Annotated in this window: 17 protein-coding genes; 5 read left to right on the forward strand and 12 right to left on the reverse strand. The window is 64.2% G+C overall.

What is annotated here, in order from left to right:
- Nucleotides 1–91: 91 nt before the first annotated feature.
- Nucleotides 92–313 carry an NAD-dependent epimerase/dehydratase family protein gene (locus GCT19_RS42535; protein ID WP_227749157.1) on the reverse strand — a complete coding sequence of 74 codons (222 nt, stop codon included), beginning with the start codon at nucleotides 311–313 and terminating at the stop codon, nucleotides 92–94.
- Between the two features lie 202 nt (nucleotides 314–515).
- Between GCT19_RS42535 and GCT19_RS01640 the strand changes: the two genes are divergently transcribed.
- Nucleotides 516–1,388 (forward strand): symmetrical bis(5'-nucleosyl)-tetraphosphatase, encoded by an 873-nt coding sequence (locus GCT19_RS01640; protein WP_152850849.1) that lies wholly within the window; start codon nucleotides 516–518, stop codon nucleotides 1,386–1,388.
- 36 nt (nucleotides 1,389–1,424) lie between these two features.
- Here the strand turns inward: GCT19_RS01640 and GCT19_RS01645 are convergent, their stop codons facing one another.
- The 8 genes from GCT19_RS01645 to GCT19_RS01680 all read right to left on the reverse strand — a co-directional run bounded on the left by GCT19_RS01645 (nucleotide 1,425) and on the right by GCT19_RS01680 (nucleotide 8,497).
- Entirely contained in the window at nucleotides 1,425–2,282 is an 858-nt protein-coding gene (locus GCT19_RS01645; RefSeq protein ID WP_018431790.1) for a lysophospholipid acyltransferase family protein, read from the reverse strand.
- 38 nt (nucleotides 2,283–2,320) lie between these two features.
- Nucleotides 2,321–3,601: a dihydroorotase gene (locus GCT19_RS01650; RefSeq protein ID WP_152850850.1), complete on the reverse strand. Its 1,281-nt coding sequence runs from the start codon at nucleotides 3,599–3,601 to the stop codon at nucleotides 2,321–2,323.
- 60 nt (nucleotides 3,602–3,661) lie between these two features.
- The gene (locus tag GCT19_RS01655; protein ID WP_018431792.1) at nucleotides 3,662–4,687 is read right to left on the reverse strand and encodes an aspartate carbamoyltransferase catalytic subunit; all 1,026 of its coding nucleotides are present in this window, start codon (nucleotides 4,685–4,687) and stop codon (nucleotides 3,662–3,664) included.
- 63 nt (nucleotides 4,688–4,750) lie between these two features.
- Complete coding sequence (gene pyrR, locus GCT19_RS01660; protein ID WP_013088595.1) at nucleotides 4,751–5,290, reverse strand: bifunctional pyr operon transcriptional regulator/uracil phosphoribosyltransferase PyrR; 540 nt, start codon at nucleotides 5,288–5,290, stop codon at nucleotides 4,751–4,753.
- Nucleotides 5,277–5,717, reverse strand: a complete 441-nt coding sequence (gene ruvX, locus GCT19_RS01665) for a Holliday junction resolvase RuvX (RefSeq protein WP_152850851.1) — start codon at nucleotides 5,715–5,717, stop codon at nucleotides 5,277–5,279. The genes pyrR and ruvX overlap by 14 nt, the downstream gene beginning before the upstream one ends.
- Nucleotides 5,718–5,727: 10 nt before the next feature.
- Nucleotides 5,728–6,306, reverse strand: coding sequence for a YqgE/AlgH family protein (locus tag GCT19_RS01670; RefSeq protein WP_013088593.1), 579 nt, complete (start codon nucleotides 6,304–6,306; stop codon nucleotides 5,728–5,730).
- Nucleotides 6,307–6,612: 306 nt separating this feature from the next.
- Nucleotides 6,613–8,019 (reverse strand): hypothetical protein, encoded by a 1,407-nt coding sequence (locus GCT19_RS01675; protein WP_152850852.1) that lies wholly within the window; start codon nucleotides 8,017–8,019, stop codon nucleotides 6,613–6,615.
- 307 nt (nucleotides 8,020–8,326) lie between these two features.
- A complete protein-coding gene (locus GCT19_RS01680) occupies nucleotides 8,327–8,497 on the reverse strand; it encodes a rubredoxin (RefSeq protein ID WP_006047743.1) in 171 nt (56 codons plus the stop codon).
- Nucleotides 8,498–8,792: 295 nt separating this feature from the next.
- Here GCT19_RS01680 and GCT19_RS01685 point away from each other — a divergent pair, with 295 nt between their 5' ends.
- The 3 genes from GCT19_RS01685 to cysC all read left to right on the forward strand — a co-directional run bounded on the left by GCT19_RS01685 (nucleotide 8,793) and on the right by cysC (nucleotide 11,840).
- Entirely contained in the window at nucleotides 8,793–9,656 is an 864-nt protein-coding gene (locus GCT19_RS01685; RefSeq protein ID WP_152850853.1) for a hydroxymethylpyrimidine/phosphomethylpyrimidine kinase, read from the forward strand.
- Nucleotides 9,657–9,963: 307 nt separating this feature from the next.
- A complete protein-coding gene (locus GCT19_RS01690; protein WP_152850854.1) occupies nucleotides 9,964–11,175 on the forward strand; it encodes a sulfotransferase family 2 domain-containing protein in 1,212 nt (403 codons plus the stop codon).
- Between the two features lie 26 nt (nucleotides 11,176–11,201).
- Nucleotides 11,202–11,840: an adenylyl-sulfate kinase gene (gene cysC / locus GCT19_RS01695; protein ID WP_018431796.1), complete on the forward strand. Its 639-nt coding sequence runs from the start codon at nucleotides 11,202–11,204 to the stop codon at nucleotides 11,838–11,840.
- A gap of 203 nt (nucleotides 11,841–12,043) precedes the next feature.
- Here cysC and groL read toward each other — a convergent pair whose 3' ends face one another.
- From groL to GCT19_RS01710, 3 genes are all read right to left on the reverse strand, one after another.
- Nucleotides 12,044–13,684 (reverse strand): chaperonin GroEL, encoded by a 1,641-nt coding sequence (gene groL / locus GCT19_RS01700; protein WP_013088588.1) that lies wholly within the window; start codon nucleotides 13,682–13,684, stop codon nucleotides 12,044–12,046.
- 53 nt (nucleotides 13,685–13,737) lie between these two features.
- Nucleotides 13,738–14,028: a co-chaperone GroES gene (groES, locus tag GCT19_RS01705; protein ID WP_008923887.1), complete on the reverse strand. Its 291-nt coding sequence runs from the start codon at nucleotides 14,026–14,028 to the stop codon at nucleotides 13,738–13,740.
- A 415-nt stretch (nucleotides 14,029–14,443) separates the two neighbouring features.
- The gene (locus GCT19_RS01710; protein ID WP_018431797.1) at nucleotides 14,444–14,833 is read right to left on the reverse strand and encodes a hypothetical protein; all 390 of its coding nucleotides are present in this window, start codon (nucleotides 14,831–14,833) and stop codon (nucleotides 14,444–14,446) included.
- 319 nt (nucleotides 14,834–15,152) lie between these two features.
- Here GCT19_RS01710 and GCT19_RS01715 point away from each other — a divergent pair, with 319 nt between their 5' ends.
- Nucleotides 15,153–15,770, forward strand: coding sequence for a hypothetical protein (locus GCT19_RS01715; RefSeq protein ID WP_152850855.1), 618 nt, complete (start codon nucleotides 15,153–15,155; stop codon nucleotides 15,768–15,770).
- Nucleotides 15,771–15,832 lie beyond the last annotated feature (62 nt).

The following is a 15,832-nucleotide window of genomic DNA, read 5'->3' on the forward strand; positions in this document are numbered from 1 at the left end:
AACAATTTGAAACAGCCTCACCATTCTGGCTGCCGTTTGCTGTCATATTGACTATTTATGCGGTCGCTCACGCGAACCGAGCACAGAAACGCTATGACATGTCGCGCTCGACACCGTTAATGGATCGTGTCCAGTCGACCGGACGCCGCCGCGGCGTGTGCTGTGCCCTGCGTGTCAGGCTCACCCGCCCCCACACCGCTTCGATCACGGTGTGCCCACGCCCGCTCAACTTCTCGACCAGATAGCGGCCGGTAAAACCGTTCGCACCGGTGACGAGCGTGCGAAACAATTGCTTCGCGACGGGAGACGACATGCTGGCTTCGTTCACGAGAGAGTCATCCTGTTGTTGTATTGGAATAGCGCACGCGGTCCATGCGAGGTTGCCCGCGTCCCACAACGTGATCGCGCAATGTCCGAACCCCAAACGGGCTATTATGTCACGCTAGCTTGCTGCTCTGCCCAGCGTGGCACGCGTCGTGCAACACCGCGCGTGTCGAATCGACCTGATTTCCTCGATGACACCCCACAACGCTTCCAGTACGTCCGCTCCTCTCGTTCCGCTTGCTTTCGGCGATCTGCAAGGCTGCCGTGCGCCGTTTCAGCAACTGCTCGCCAAAGCCGCGCCGCCGGACGACACCCCGCTGTGGTTCGCCGGCGATCTGATCAACCGCGGCCCCGACTCGCTCGACACCTTGCGCGACGTGATCGCGTTCGGCAAGCGCGCGGTGCCGGTGCTCGGCAATCACGATCTGCATCTGCTGTCGGTGTCGGCGGGGATTCGCAAGTCGAAGAAAGGCGACACGATCGAAGACATCCTCGCCGCGCCCGATGCCGCCGATCTGCTCGAATGGATACGCCACCGGCCGCTCGCGCATTTCGACAACGGCATGTTGATGGTGCATGCGGGCGTGTTGCCGCAATGGGATACGACGCTGACGCTGGAACTCGCCGACGAATTGCAACGTGCGCTGCGTGCGCCGAACTGGAAAGAAACGCTTGCCGGCCTGTACGGCAACGAGCCGAACCGCTGGAAGCCGGGCCTGAAGGGAATCGAGCGTCTGCGTGTCACGTGCAGCGCGTTGACGCGCATGCGCTTTTGCAGCCCCGATGGCGTGATGGATTTCAGCAGCAGCGGCACGCTCGCATCCACGCCGAGCGGCTGCATGCCGTGGTTCGACGTGCCGTCGCGCCAGACCGCCGACGTGACCGTGGTGTTCGGTCATTGGGCCGCGCTCGGCCTGATGTTGCGCGACAATCTGATCGGCCTCGACTCGGGTTGCGTGTGGGGGCAGAAGCTGTCGGCGGTACGGCTCGCGCCAAATCCGGCGGAGCGCACGCTGACGCAAGTCGATTGCGATTCGTGCGGCGTGCCGCGCGGGGGCAATTAAACAGAAGACGGCAACGCTGCACGGCAGCGCCGCCGCTCAGGCCGAGCGGCGCGGCTGATCGACGGGCTCGATCAGCGTTTCCGGCGTTTTGGCAGCATCGCTCGACGCGGCAGCGTCCACAACGTCGCCCTCTTGCGCGACCGTTCCCGCCACTGCGTTGCCGGCCTGCATGTCCCGCAACGCGTTCGCCACCACTTGCTGAGCCTGCGCCGCGAGCACCCGCCGGTCAGCGTCCGGCGCGAGCGGTGCGCCGACATAGACGTGAGCGGTCAGCGGACCGCCACGCAACAGCATGTCGAGCGAGTCGGACAACGACACATCGTCGATATACGCGGGTGCCGTCGACTGCCGGCCCTGCGCGTCCTCGTACATGATGCACAGCGGCTGCACCGGCACACCGGCCGACACCGCCGCCTGAAACATGTTCGCGTGAAACGGCAGCAACTCGAGCCCGTCCGACGTCGTGCCTTCGGGGAACACGCACATCAGTTCACCCGCACTGAGGCGATCGGCGAGTTCGTGCATGATCCGCTTCGCGTCGCTGCGCTTCTCGCGCTGGATGAACACCGTATCGAGCTGCTGCGCGAGCCAGCCGACCACCGGCCATTGCCGGATCTCCGCCTTCGACACGAACGGCGTCGGCCGCCACGCGTTGATCACGTAGATGTCGATCCACGAGATGTGATTGGCGACGACGAGCGCGCCATGATCGAGCCGCACCGCATCGTTATGCACGACGAGGCGCATGCCGCACAGCCGCAGCATCTTCAGCGACCACGCGCGATTGAGCGCATGACGCCGCTCGGCGCTCGCGTTCGGAAAGCGCGTCGCGACGGTCCACATGCCGTGCAGCAGATGCGTGATGAGACGGATCTTGCGTAACGCGAGCTTCATGGACGGGGCTTTCCTTGACTGGGCCGAAACGATACCGCTCAGCGCTGTTCGTACGCGAGCTGACCGGACACGACGGTCGCGCGCACCTGTGCCGGCAGTTCGTAGCCGAGGAACGGCGTGTTGTGCCCCTGGCTCTTCAGCGCGCGCGGCTCGACGCGCCAGTGAGCATGACGGTCGAACACACAGAGGTCGGCCACCGCGCCGACCGCCATGCGGCCAGCCGCTTCGAGGCCCAACACCTGCGCCGGCGCCGCGGTGATGCGATTGAGCGCGCTCGCGAGCGGCACGCCCGCTTCGTCGGCCCACTTGACCGTCAGCGACAGGAACAGCTCGAGGCCGGTCGCGCCGGGCGTCGCTTCGGCGAACGGCAGCAGCTTTTCGTCGTCGTCGACCGGCGTGTGCGCGGAGCAGATCGCGTCGATCGTGCCGTCGACGAGACCCGCGCGGATCGCTTCGCGATCGCGCTGCTGGCGCAGCGGCGGATCGAGCCGGAACTGCGCGTCGAAATAGCCGATGTCGAGGTCGATCAGATGCACATGGTTCACGGTGACGTCGCACGACACCGGCAGGCCCTCGGCCTTCGCCGCGCGCACGAGCGCGACGCCCGCCGCCGACGACACATGCGACACATGCACGCGCGCGCCGGTCACGCGCACGAGTTCGAAGATCGTATGCAGCGCGATCGTTTCAGCCGACACCGGCACGCCCGACAAACCGAGCCGCGACGCCAGCGCGCCGCTCGCGGCGACGCCGCCCTTGCCGAGATACGCATCGACGGGACGCAGCCACACGGTGAAGCCATAGGTCTTCGCGTATTGGAGCGCGCGCATCAGCACCTGGGTATCGACGATCGGCGTATCGGCCTGCGAGAAGCCGACGCAGCCCGCCTCGGTCAGCTGGACCATCTCGGTGATGACCTGCCCCTTCAGACCGACCGTCAGCGCGCCGAGCGGATACACGTGCGCCTTGTTCAGATTGCGCGCGCGGAACTTCAGCATTTCGACGAGGCCCGGTTCGTCGAGCGTCGGATCGGTGTCCGGCGGACATACGAGGCTCGTCACGCCGCCCGCGAGCGCCGCGGCCATTTCCGAGCCGAGCGTCGCCTTGTGCTCGTAGCCAGGCTCGCGCAAACGCGCGCACAAGTCGACGAGACCCGGCGCGATCGACAGACCGTGGGCGTCAAGCGTGCGCTCCGCCTGAAAGCCGGCCGGCGCCTGGCCGAGGGCGGCGATCTTGCCCGCCTCGATAAAAATGTCCTGCTGCTGTTCGGTGCCCGCTGCCGGATCGATCAGCGTGCCGCCTTGAATATGAATCTTCATGCGCTGCCTTTGTTAAACCTGTGGTTCAGCCTGTGCTTCGGCTTTCTGATCAGTCGTCGCTCAGTCGTTATTGCCCGCGACGATCCCCATCACCGCCATGCGCACCGCGATACCGAACGTCACCTGATTCAGGATTACCGATTGCGGGCCGTCCGCGACCTGCGAGTCGATCTCGACGCCGCGATTCATCGGGCCGGGGTGCATCACGATTGCATCCGGGGCGGCGAGCGCGAGACGCTCGGGCGTCAGCCCCCAGCTCTTGAAGTACTCCTGCGACGACGGCAGCAACGCCCCGCTCATCCGTTCGTTCTGCAGGCGCAGCATGATGATCACGTCGACGTCCTTCAGGCCTTCGTCGAGGTTGTGGAACACGCGCACGCCCATCTGTTCGAGGCCGCCCGGCAGCAGCGTGCGCGGACCGATCGCGCGCACTTCGGGCACGCCGAGCGTGGTCAGCGCATGAATGTCCGAACGCGCGACGCGCGAATGCAGGATGTCGCCGACGATCGCCACGCGCAGCTTCGTGAAGTCCTTCTTGTAGTGGCGAATCGTGTACATGTCGAGCAGACCCTGCGTCGGGTGCGCGTGACGGCCGTCGCCGGCGTTGATCACGTGCACGTGCGGCGCGCAATGCTGCGCGATCAGGAACGGCGCGCCGCTCGACGCATGACGCACGACGAACAGATCCGCGTGCATCGCCGACAGGTTGTTGATCGTGTCGAGCAGCGATTCGCCCTTGCTCGTCGACGACGCGTTGATGTTCAGATTCAGCACGTCGGCCGACAGCCGCGTGGCGGCGATTTCGAACGTAGTACGGGTGCGCGTCGAGTTTTCGAAGAACAGGTTGAACACCGACTTGCCGCGCAACAGCGGCACCTTCTTCACTTCGCGATCGGTCACGCTGACGAACTGGTCGGCGGTTTCGAGAATGTGACTGACGATGGACTTGGGCAAGCCCTCGATCGACAGCAGATGTTTGAGCTCGCCGTTCTTCGTGAGCTGCGGGTTGCCCTTCAGGAAGCCGTAACGAAAGCGCTCGGACGCGCTAGCGGAGGAATCTTGCGGAGCCTGGGTGGCGGTGTTCATGATGTACCTGCTTCAAATACGGGCTTCAACGTGATCGAGGTCGGCGCGTCGCTCGCGCGAGTTTCAATCGACGCGTGCTTCAGTGTGAAAAGAGAACCGCTGGCCGCCCGCGCCGTCGTCTTCGTGGGCCAGCACGAGCGTCGCGTCGGCCGGCACGTCGACCACGCCGCCGACGAAGCGCGCCGCCACCGGCAACTCGCGTCCGCCGCGATCGGCGAGCACCGCGAGTTCGACCGATGCCGGCCGGCCATAGTCATACAGCTCGTTCACCGCCGCGCGAATCGTGCGGCCGGTGTACAGCACGTCGTCGACCAGCACGATGCGGCTGCCATCGACCGCGAACGGCAGCGAGGTCGGGCTCGCCTGCGCGTGCAGCCCTTTCTTCGCGTAGTCGTCGCGATGCAGCGCAACATTCACCACGCCGAAGTTCGGCAGGTTCAGGTCGCGCGCGAGCCGCTCGGCGAGCCATGCGCCGCCGCTATGGATACCCGCCAGCACCGCCGCGGGGGCGCCGTGCTGCGCCGCGGCGAGCTGGTCGCCATAGGCCGCGCGAATCTGGTCGAGCAACGCGCGATACAGCGCTTCGGCGTCAATGGAACTCATGATCGTCGGAAAGTTCGTCAAGATATTGCTGGAGGATGATGCTCGCGGCTTCGGCATCGAGCATGTCGGCGCGGGCGTTGCCGGCGCGGATTTCCGCCTCGGCCTCGACCGACGAGTAGCGCTCGTCGACCCACGTGACCGGCAGATTGAAGCGGCCGTTAAGCTGATTGCCGAAGCGCTTCGCAAGCTGCGTGCGCTCGTGCGGTGTGCCGTCGGGGTGCATCGGCAGGCCGACCACCAGCGCATCGGGCTTCCATTCGGCGATCAGCTTGCCGAGCGCTTCGAAACGGTACTCCTTGCTGCGGTTCTGCACGACGACGAGCGGCCGCGCGCGGCGCGTCAGCGAATTGCCGACCGCCACGCCGATGCGTTTCATGCCGTAGTCGAACGCAAGCAGCGTCGCCTCACGTCCGGCCGGCAGATTCATGCGCGGCCCCTCATGCGTGCCCGGCCTCGCCCGACAGCATCGACAGCGACACGCCGAGCAGCGCGAGCGCCGCTTCCAGACGATCTTCGGCCGGCACGTCGAAGACGATCTTCGGATCGGCCTCGACCGTCAGCCAGCCGTTCTTCGAGATTTCGTCTTCGAGCTGACCCGCGCCCCAGCCGGCGTGGCCGAGTGTCAGCAGGAAACGCTCCGGACCGTTGCCGCTTGCGACAGCCTCGAGCACGTCTTTCGACGTGGTCATCTCGAGCCCGCCCGGCACCGACATCGACGATGTATACGCGCTGCCGCCTTTCGGATCGTGCAGCACGAAGCCGCGCTCGGTTTGCACCGGGCCGCCGAAATACACGGGAACGTGGAGAAGAGGTTCGATCTCGAGCTTCAGATCGATGCGATTGAAGAGCGCTTCCAGGTCGATATCGGTCGGCCGGTTGATCACGAGGCCGAGCGCGCCGCGCTCACTGTGATCGCAAAGGTAGACCACCGTTCCTGAAAACGTCGGATCGGCCATGTTCGGCATGGCGATCAGGAACTGGTTGGTCAGATTGATGCGATCGGTACTCTTGGACATAGTTCGGATTTTAGCAAAGACGATGCGCGATGGCGGGCTGCTTTGAGCATTGCAACGCCTTGGTTGCACGCTACGTGCGGCGTCATCGACGCCGGATCATGTTGCACTCTATCACGCGCGCGACTCGCGCCATGCCGCGATCAGGCGCCGAAACACCGCGTAGAACGGCAGGTTCGGCGCGTGTCGCGAAGTAGCGGGATTGTGAGTTGTCTCAGTGGGTTTCAGCGGATTCCGCGCGCGCGGGTCGACGCATTGCGGACGCAATTAGCGCGCCACGTCGCGCGTTTGGTCTGGCTTTGCTGCGCTTTACGCGCCTCCCTGCTCGATCGCGCGCGTCAGCGCGGCGTGCGCGGCCTGCGTGAAACTGCCGCCGGCCGGCCCAACGCCTGCTGCGACCTTGTGCAGCGACGCGCGCAACGCCTCGGCGGCCTGCTCGAGCGTGTCGGCCGCCGGCGCGCCGACGATCACGTGCGCGCGCACCGCCGGCGTCGCGACGGCCGCATGCGCACGACGCCGCCATGCGAGACCGAGCGCATCGGCGAGCAGCGCCACATGACCGAGGCCGAGCGCGCAGGCGGCCGAACCGAGCCGGTAGGCGGCTTCACCCGCCTGCAGCGCTTCGCTCGGGTCGGCTTTCTCCGGCTGATCGGCCGCGCGGGCATGGGCGGCGAGCGCCTCGATCGACGCTTCGGCGGTCTGCAGGAAATCTTCGTACGCGTTCGCGTTGACGCTCAGCACGCCGAGATCGCGCGTGTGCGGCAGCGACTGCGCCTCGAGCGCGCGCGCCTCCCACAGCGCTTCCGACGACTGCGTGCCGGCGACGTGCCAGTCGACGGTCAAGCCGTAATCGTGCAGCACCTCGACCTGGTCGGCGTCTTGCGCGGCCGCGCCGAACAACGCGTAGTCGCGCCACAGCAGCGCGAGCGTCGCGCGCACCAGCGAACGCGGCGCGCGCTCGATGCCACGCGCGTGATCGGCGAGCGCGAGATTGCAGCGCGCGTAGAAGCGCCGTGCTTCGATATCGCGAATTGCGTGGCCGCGCGCGCGCAGCGCCTTTGCGCAGGCGCGCGCGAGCCGCCAGAAGTCGTAAGGATCGGGGCCGGCGAGTTCGGTTAGCACGGCGTCGAGCTCGTCGAGCGCGGCGTTCGTGACCGCAAGCGCCACCGCGCTGCCGGTGTCGGCCTGCGAGCGCAGCACCGGCAGCAACGCGCGCTCGTAGCGTGCCCGCAGATGTGCCAGCTGGTCGGCCGATTGCGCGTGCAGCGACGCCGGCGGCACCGGCCGCGCACACAGCGCGAGGTCTTCGAACGCGACGATGGAGCCCGGCGCGGGTTCGACGAGTTGCGAACACAGCTCGCGGTAGTGGTGAAACAGCGTCGGCGAGCAGCTGAGCTCGCGCAGATTGTGACGTTCGAGCGCCGCGCGGAAGTCGCGCAGCGCCGCGCCGAACACTGGCCGGGCGCTTTGCGCTTCGGCCGACTCGTCGCTCGCGAGCGGCGAGAGCCGCACCAGCGCGTCGGCGAAACGCTGCGCGCTGAGCCAGCCCGCCGTGCGCAATGCATGCGACGCGCGCAGCAGCGCGGCACCGCTCTCGTGGTGCTGCTCGAACGCGAGCGACGCCTCCGCGAGCGCCAGTTCCGCGGGGCGGACAGCGCCGCCGCGCGGGTTGGGCAGTGCATCGATGGAAACGGGTGCGGCGGATCGAAGAGTCATGGGCAGGCGACACGAAGCTGACGGGGCCGTCGCTTCGCGCCGCGTACTGAGGAGCGGCCACCGCGCGAACCGGCGACAGGACAATGACAGACTACCGTTGCGACACGACGCGTGCGGCGATGTTCCGCGCCAGCGCGCTCGGACAGGCGCCGGGCGCGCCGGACGCATCAAGCGATTGCAGCAATTGTGCGGTGAAGACACCGCTCACTTTCGGAATTGAAGCTCAGGGTTCAGCTCAGGGTTCAGGTTCGGGACCGAACCTCGGGACCCCGTTTTGGGGCCGAAGCTTCCGGCGGCTCGCCGTACTTCAGATCTGGACCATTTCGAAGTCTTCCTTGCGCGCTCCGCACTCGGGACACGTCCAGTTGATGGGCACGTCTTCCCAGCGCGTGCCCGGCGCAATGCCTTCGTCGGGCAAGCCGGCCTCTTCGTCGTAAATCCAGCCGCAAATCAGGCACATCCAGCTTTGATATTCCATTCTTTTGTCGCGTCGTTGAGTCCGTGGAAACGGGAGCCATGATGGTACCGTGTTGCCGCCCCCATGCCTAGCAATCGAAAACGCGCAATCGTAGCGTGGACCGGCCTTCGGCGGGACGCCCGCGTGCCGTGCCGGCACGCCTTGCGGCGTCATGCCGCGCGTTGGGCGGCCAGCAGGACGGTAGAGCACACCCTCGGGCAAGCCGCGCGAAAAAACGCCCTGTCCACGGTTTAGGCCGCATAATTGAGCCAATTGCGCACTGTGCGCCGAAATCCTGCTTTTCTTATCCATTTTCATGCCCAGCGACACGCCTCCGATCGTCCTCACCTTCGGCCTCTCCGATCCCACTGGCGGCTCCGGCCTGCAGGCGGACCTGATGACACTTGCCAGCATGGGCTGCCACGGCGTTTCCGTGCTCACGGGCTATACCGTGCGCGACTCGGCGAGCTGCGATGAAGTGACCGGCCTCGACCCGGACATCGTCGCGACGCAGGCCCGCATGCTGCTCGAGGACATGCCGATCGCCGCCTTCAAGGTCGGCGCGTGCACGCGCGCGGAAGTGGTCAGCGCGATCGCGGAAGTGGTCGCCGACTACGACGACGTCCCGCTGATCCTCGCCCCGGACTTCACGCTCGACGACGAACACGTGCTCGCCGCCGACGAACTGCGCGAAGCGATCGCCGATCTGCTCGCGCCGCAAACCACGCTGCTGGTCGCCGACTCGTCGACGCTGCTCGCGCTCGCGCAGCCCGACGGCGACGCGGAGGCGCCGAGCCTCGACGCCGCGATCTCGCATCTGCTGTCGCAGGGCTGCGAATACATTCTGTCGACCGAAACGGGCACACACCGGCTCGTCAATACGCTGTTCAGCGAGGACGGTCAGTTGCGTCAGGACATGTGGGACCGCGCGCCCCATCGGCTGACGGGGCTGACCGATACCCTCGGCGCGGCGATAGCCGCGCTGCTCGCGAACGGTCAGGAACCCGCGGAAGCGGTGCGCGAGAGCCAGGAGTATCTGTATCAGGCGGTGCGCAACGCGTTCCGGCCCGGCATGGGGGCGTACATGCCCGATCGCTTCTTCTGGGCACGCAGCAGTGACGAAGAAGAAACGCCGCCCGCGCAAGGCAAAGGCGCGGCGCCTGGAGAAGCGCGGCACTGACCTCGTCATTCATCGGCAATCGACTAAAAAGCCCGCTATCCAGCGGGTTTTTGTTTAATGCATCTTTCGCGATTTGTGCGATCTTTGATTCGATTTATCTAAAAACAAATAACCCAATTTGCATATCGCTATCGATACTGCCGGCTCCGTTCATAGCGTGACGGTTTTATTCGATTTATTTCGCATAGGCGCATGAATCTTGCTGGCTCCAAGGTAACCATACGTTTTACTGCGTAATTAAACGTTACAACGTCAATGACACCTTTTGTCTAGACTTTACGCATCACTAACGCCCGTATGTCCCCACATGTCTTTTCCCACCTTCTTTATCCATCCACCGAAATGCGGCGGTTCGACCGTTATTTCGTGTTTTGATTTGAATAAAGGTAATGACCAATTCATTAGCTTTGCCTGGGACGAGGATGGATGGGGAACCTGTCGCGCCAAGCTGCTGGAGACCGGGGTCGGCGGCGGCCATCAACCGTATGGCATTCACCGGGTGATCAAACATCCGGTCGACTACTGCACGATCCTGCGCGATCCGCTTGCGCGCCAGATCTCGCACTACTGGTATGCGGTGAACGGCAAGAACGGCGAGGTCACACGCGGCGTCTGCGTGTCGACAAAAGAGGCACTGGCGCAGCAAGGCGTGTTGTCGCTCGACGAGTGGATCAGCGAATCGCTCGGCGGCAAGAACCTGTTCGTGCAGATGCTGAGCGGCGAGCCGGCGGTCAACGAAGCGAGCCTCGCCGTCGCGCGAATTCATTTGCGCGAGCAGATCAGCACCGTCGGCGTCTGCGAGGACATGAGCGAATTCTTACTGCGGCTTTGCGGTTCGACCGGCATGAAATTGCCGTTCTATTTCGAAGCGAATCGCACCAGCGGCGCGTCAAAAGGCAAGGCTCACCTAAGCGATGCAGCCAGACAAAAGTTTATTGATGACAATAGCCTTGATTACGAACTGTTCCGCGACGCCACTCGGATCGTCGAAGCTTATGCGAAAGAGACGGGCAGCATCTTTTCGAATGCCCTCGAATTGGTCCGCGTGATTCAGTCGGAAATAAATCAGCTCGAGAATCCGCACGTCTACAGTTCTTGGGTTTTCGGCTTCGACGGCTCATTCCTGTCGCGCGTGCACGAAGTGATCCGCCGCTTCGACCTCGCGCCGATCACCGCCTACCTGGAATTCGCGCAAAGCCAGCGGCGTCCGGAGGTCGACCTGTTCGACGGCTTCGTCGACACGGTGGGCGACGGCGTGGTGCGCGGCTGGGCCATCAACCTGAGCCAGCCCGAGCGGCAAGTGCCACTCGAGGTGCGGATCGGCGCGCAGATCGTCGCAACCGGCCTCAGCGGCGAGCCGCGGCCCGATGTGGCGAGCGCCGGCTATCCGAGTTCGAACAGTGGATTTTCGATTACGCTGCCGGACGGCATTCCGGAAGGCTTTTGCGTTACGATCGCGGATTCCACGGAACGCCTGCACAACGCTGGCACGTGGCGACAAGGCTGGCACTGCGAGTGAGCCAGAGGAGTCAGGAGAACTTATACATGAAAGAGCCGCCCAGCTTCGTGCAACGCTTCCCCAGCAAGATCGCGGTGCAGGACCGCATACGCATATTCGATCAGACGCCCGCCACGATCTGGCTGACCGGCCTGTCCGGCGCCGGTAAATCGACATTGGCGTTCGCGCTCGAGGAGCGGCTGATCGCGCTCGGTCATGCCTGCTATGTGCTCGACGGCGACAACGTCCGCCACGGTCTGGCGAGCGACCTGGGCTTCGAGCGCGACGACCGGCGCGAAAACATCCGCCGCGTCGCGCACGTCGCCCAGTTGATGAACGATGCGGGTCTGATCGTGATTACCGCGCTGATTTCGCCGCTACGCGAAGACCGGGCGATGGCGCGCGAGATCATCGGAGCCGACAAGTTCGTCGAAACCTATGTGTCCGCCTCGCTCGCCACCTGCGCGAGCCGCGATCCCAAAGGTCTTTATGCAAAAGCGAGGTCTGGCGAGATCAGCTCGTTCACCGGCGTATCAGCGCCCTATGAAGCACCGATCGATCCTCACCTGCACGTCGACACCGGAACGCTGAGCCCCGCGCAAAGCGTCGCGCAGATCTTCCACTACCTGCGCGAAAAGTGTCTCGGAAGATCTGCTCATCGTACGGCTCACGTCGCGGGCGCCTGAATCGGACAAAGGGCGCCCGGAAGGGTTCACCGGCCGCCACATCAACGTCGGCCACAAACGAAAAAACCCGCCTAAGCGGGTTTTTCCGTTTGGAGAAACGCCTCGCGGCGCACTTCCCCACATGGACTTCCAGACGGGCATCGTCCGTGATCCAGACGCGCGGCAATTCAACCACGCGGCCGGACCACGAGGCCCGAGCGGAATTACATGTCCATGCCCATGCCGCCCATGCCGCCGGGCATGCCGCCAGGCATCGGAGCATCTTCCTTCGGCAGTTCGCAGACAGCTGCGTCGGTCGTCAGCAGCAGGCCAGCAACCGAAGCTGCGTTTTGCAGCGCCGTGCGCGTCACCTTCGTCGGGTCCACGACACCTGCGTCGACCAGGTCGACGTACTCGCCGGTCGCTGCGTTGTAGCCGTAGTTGCCCTTGCCAGCAGCAACCGCTGCCACGACGACGCTCGCTTCTTCGCCACCGTTGGTGACGATCTGGCGCAGCGGCTCTTCCATTGCGCGCAGAACGATCTTGATACCTGCGTCCTGATCGGCGTTAGCGCCCTTCAGGCCAGCGATCGCCGTACGTGCACGGATCAGCGCGACGCCGCCACCAGCCACGATGCCTTCTTCCACCGCTGCGCGCGTTGCGTGCAGTGCGTCTTCGACACGTGCCTTCTTTTCCTTCATTTCGACTTCGGTCGCAGCACCGACCTTGATCACTGCAACGCCGCCTGCCAGCTTGGCAACGCGCTCTTGCAGCTTTTCACGGTCGTAGTCCGAGGTCGCTTCTTCGATCTGCTTGCGCACTTGCTTGACGCGAGCTTCGATGTTCGCTGCTTCGCCAGCGCCGTCGATGATCGTGGTGTTTTCCTTGCCCACTTCGATGCGCTTCGCCTGGCCCAGTTCAGCCAGCGTTGCCTTCTCGAGCGTCAGGCCGGTTTCTTCAGCGATGACCTGACCGCCGGTCAGGATCGCGATGTCTTCCAGCATCGCCTTACGACGATCGCCGAAGCCCGGAGCCTTGACAGCAACGGTCTTCAGGATGCCGCGGATGTTGTTGACGACCAGCGTTGCGAGCGCTTCGCCTTCGACATCTTCAGCGATGATCAGCAGCGGACGGCCAGCCTTCGCAACTTGTTCGAGCACCGGCAGCAGATCACGGATGTTCGACACCTTCTTGTCGTGCAGCAGCACGAACGGGTTGTCGAGCACGGCAACTTGCTTGTCCGGGTTGTTGATGAAGTACGGCGACAGGTAGCCGCGGTCGAATTGCATACCTTCGACGACGTCCAGCTCGTCTTGCAGCGACTTGCCGTCTTCGACGGTGATCACGCCTTCCTTGCCGACTTTGTCCATTGCTTCAGCGATGCGCTCGCCGATCGACGAATCGCTGTTCGCCGAAATAGCGCCAACCTGGGCGATTTCCTTGTTGGTCGTGCACGGCTTGCTGATCTTGCGCAGTTCTTCGATTGCGGCTGCAACAGCCTTGTCGATGCCGCGCTTCAGGTCCATCGGGTTCATGCCCGATGCGACGTACTTCATGCCTTCGCGGACGATCGATTGCGCGAGAACCGTAGCGGTCGTCGTGCCGTCGCCTGCGTTGTCGCTGGTCTTGGAAGCGACTTCCTTGACCATTTGCGCGCCCATGTTCTGGAGCTTGTCTTTCAGTTCGATCTCTTTTGCGACCGACACACCGTCCTTGGTGACCGTCGGGCCGCCGAAGCTGCGCTCGAGGACCACGTTGCGGCCCTTCGGACCCAGCGTGACCTTCACGGCGTTGGCGAGAATGTTCACGCCTTCGACCATCTTGGCACGGGCGGAATCACCGAATACGACGTCTTTAGCTGCCATCTTCTAACTCCTTGAATACTTTGGATATAACCGGGGAAGTAGCGACTTTGCGCTTACTTCTGCACCACGGCCATGATGTCTTCTTCGCGCATCACCAGCAGTTCGTTGCCGTCGACCTTGACGGTCTGGCCTGCGTACTTGCCGAACAGGACGCGGTCGCCGACCTTCACGTCGAGCGCAATGGCTGCGCCCTTGTCGTCGCGCTTGCCCGGGCCGACTGCGAGGATTTCACCTTGATCCGGCTTTTCCGCTGCGGCTTCGGGGATCACGATGCCCGACGCGGTCTTGGTTTCCTGATCCAGACGCTTGACGATCACGCGATCATGCAAAGGACGAAGGTTCATACATACTCCTCTCTGATTGAGACTGAAGAACGCTGAGAAAACCCGGCTGGCAGAGCCAACCGGAGATGTTGTTAGCACTCTCGTGCAGCGAGTGCTAATTATATGGACGGGTAGTGACAAATTCAAGAAGTGGCGAGCAGCGGCATCGCGGACGGGTTTTTGCCCGAGCGGCGCGGCGCGGGAGCGGCGGCGCAATCATCAGCGTGAGCGGCGAACCCGAGCAAAAACAAGTACTTGCAGCGAGATTTGCGGCTTGTCGCCGCACGGCGAAGGGGCGATATCGCCGACAAACAGCAGCCGCGCACCGTAATCGATACCGTCGGATCTCCTATTTCCAGGGAAAACCCCGTCCGACTGAACATAAGGTCGCCAGGCCCGAACGGCTCGCGACACCGACCGGCTCGTCTCGTTCGACTCACTTCTGCGCAGGCGGGTGCAACGCATTGCCCGCCATCCACTTGAGCCGTTCGCAATTGACCTTGATACGCGCGGCGAATTCCTTCGGATCTCGCTCGCGCAGTGCGTTCATCTGGCTATTGGTGTCGTCGGCCCGACGCCAGCCCGCGTCCCAATGCTGGTCAAAATTGGTCGCACCGGTCAGCACCTTTCGGAGCCGCTCCTTATAGGCGCCGATGCGCTCGGGCGATGCGCCGCAAAACGCCTGCGCGAAACTCGCCCGCTCGCCTGCCGTCTCCGCGCTCATGTTGGCGTCGCTCGCGCCGCTCGCGAGCGGCGTGGCGAGCGACAGCATCGACCAACACAGAGCAGCACAAAGCGGTCGATAGCGATACGATAGGTTCTTCATCTTCGACTCCTGACGATCCTTCGTAGCGACCAGGGATTGTCCCGATCTTCAACGCCGCCTCGCCGATTGTGTCCTGATTGCACTGCACGATGGCGTTTTCGCGCGCTATTCGATGCATCGCGCGGCCAAGCCGCGGTGCTACGCTCGTTAAAGCGGCATCCGCGACGCGCCCGTCCGGGGAGCCGTGGCACGAGCACCGCAACGCCACGGCCTATCGGCAGGCCGCGACAGAAGCACGAGCGCCAGGCATCAACAACAAGCTCGAAACGACACGAAATCAAACACAAAAAGGCGAGACATCGCTGCGGGAGTGACTGCGATGGCATTTAGAACATATACCGTACTGACGCTGTTGGTGACGAGCACTGCCGCGTTCGCGTGGCGGCCAGTCACCTATCCGATCCGAAGTCAGAGCCCTTATGAGCGCAGCATCGACAACGCGATGTGCTACGCCGAGGCGAACCGCGTGACCGGGGTCAACATGGCCCACGAATCGCAGATTCCGCCGCATCGGCCGCCCGCGGCCAAAGGTGCGTCGACCGGCGTACCGTCGAAACCGCCGCTTCCCCCCAGTTCCTTCTCAGCCACGCCGCTGCCGTGGAACGCGAGCGCGCCCGAAGCCGCGAGCGCGCCGCTCGCCGGCGCACAAGCGCCTGGCGGCGCATCGTCGGCGAAACCCGTGAACGAAGCCGGGGCCGGCGCCAACGCGCCAGGCGCGCCGGCCACTGCGGCGGCGAATGCACCGCCAAACGCGTCGGCGGCGGCACCGGGCGCGAGCGCGGCAGCCGACGCATCGGATGGGGCGGCCGCTTCGACGCAGGCCAACGCGGCGTCGAACGTGAAGCTGCCGCCGCTGCCCGCGCCCGAGCCACCGATGACCCGCTATTGGGCCGCCTACGGCGCGTGCATGCAGGCGCGCGGTTACGTCGTCCAGTAGTTCGGCCGACGCCGCTTGCGAGCGTCGTCGCATTCATTCTTTTTGATGGCGCCGGCCTTCGG

The organism is Paraburkholderia atlantica, assembly GCF_009362785.1.
In the GTDB taxonomy this organism is placed as follows: Bacteria; Pseudomonadota; Gammaproteobacteria; order Burkholderiales; family Burkholderiaceae; genus Paraburkholderia; species Paraburkholderia atlantica.

What these genes read in the sequence shown, in the direction of transcription:
- GCT19_RS42535 (WP_227749157.1), bottom strand. Translation starts at nt 313, where the DNA reads ATGTCGTCTCCCGTCGCGAAGCAATTGTTTCGCACGCTCGTCACCGGT.
- GCT19_RS01640 (WP_152850849.1), top strand. Translation starts at nt 516, where the DNA reads ATGACACCCCACAACGCTTCCAGTACGTCCGCTCCTCTCGTTCCGCTT.
- GCT19_RS01645 (WP_018431790.1), bottom strand. Translation starts at nt 2,282, where the DNA reads ATGAAGCTCGCGTTACGCAAGATCCGTCTCATCACGCATCTGCTGCAC.
- GCT19_RS01650 (WP_152850850.1), bottom strand. Translation starts at nt 3,601, where the DNA reads ATGAAGATTCATATTCAAGGCGGCACGCTGATCGATCCGGCAGCGGGC.
- GCT19_RS01655 (WP_018431792.1), bottom strand. Translation starts at nt 4,687, where the DNA reads ATGAACACCGCCACCCAGGCTCCGCAAGATTCCTCCGCTAGCGCGTCC.
- pyrR (WP_013088595.1), bottom strand. Translation starts at nt 5,290, where the DNA reads ATGAGTTCCATTGACGCCGAAGCGCTGTATCGCGCGTTGCTCGACCAG.
- ruvX (WP_152850851.1), bottom strand. Translation starts at nt 5,717, where the DNA reads ATGAATCTGCCGGCCGGACGTGAGGCGACGCTGCTTGCGTTCGACTAC.
- GCT19_RS01670 (WP_013088593.1), bottom strand. Translation starts at nt 6,306, where the DNA reads ATGTCCAAGAGTACCGATCGCATCAATCTGACCAACCAGTTCCTGATC.
- GCT19_RS01675 (WP_152850852.1), bottom strand. Translation starts at nt 8,019, where the DNA reads ATGACTCTTCGATCCGCCGCACCCGTTTCCATCGATGCACTGCCCAAC.
- GCT19_RS01680 (WP_006047743.1), bottom strand. Translation starts at nt 8,497, where the DNA reads ATGGAATATCAAAGCTGGATGTGCCTGATTTGCGGCTGGATTTACGAC.
- GCT19_RS01685 (WP_152850853.1), top strand. Translation starts at nt 8,793, where the DNA reads ATGCCCAGCGACACGCCTCCGATCGTCCTCACCTTCGGCCTCTCCGAT.
- GCT19_RS01690 (WP_152850854.1), top strand. Translation starts at nt 9,964, where the DNA reads ATGTCTTTTCCCACCTTCTTTATCCATCCACCGAAATGCGGCGGTTCG.
- cysC (WP_018431796.1), top strand. Translation starts at nt 11,202, where the DNA reads ATGAAAGAGCCGCCCAGCTTCGTGCAACGCTTCCCCAGCAAGATCGCG.
- groL (WP_013088588.1), bottom strand. Translation starts at nt 13,684, where the DNA reads ATGGCAGCTAAAGACGTCGTATTCGGTGATTCCGCCCGTGCCAAGATG.
- groES (WP_008923887.1), bottom strand. Translation starts at nt 14,028, where the DNA reads ATGAACCTTCGTCCTTTGCATGATCGCGTGATCGTCAAGCGTCTGGAT.
- GCT19_RS01710 (WP_018431797.1), bottom strand. Translation starts at nt 14,833, where the DNA reads ATGAAGAACCTATCGTATCGCTATCGACCGCTTTGTGCTGCTCTGTGT.
- GCT19_RS01715 (WP_152850855.1), top strand. Translation starts at nt 15,153, where the DNA reads ATGGCATTTAGAACATATACCGTACTGACGCTGTTGGTGACGAGCACT.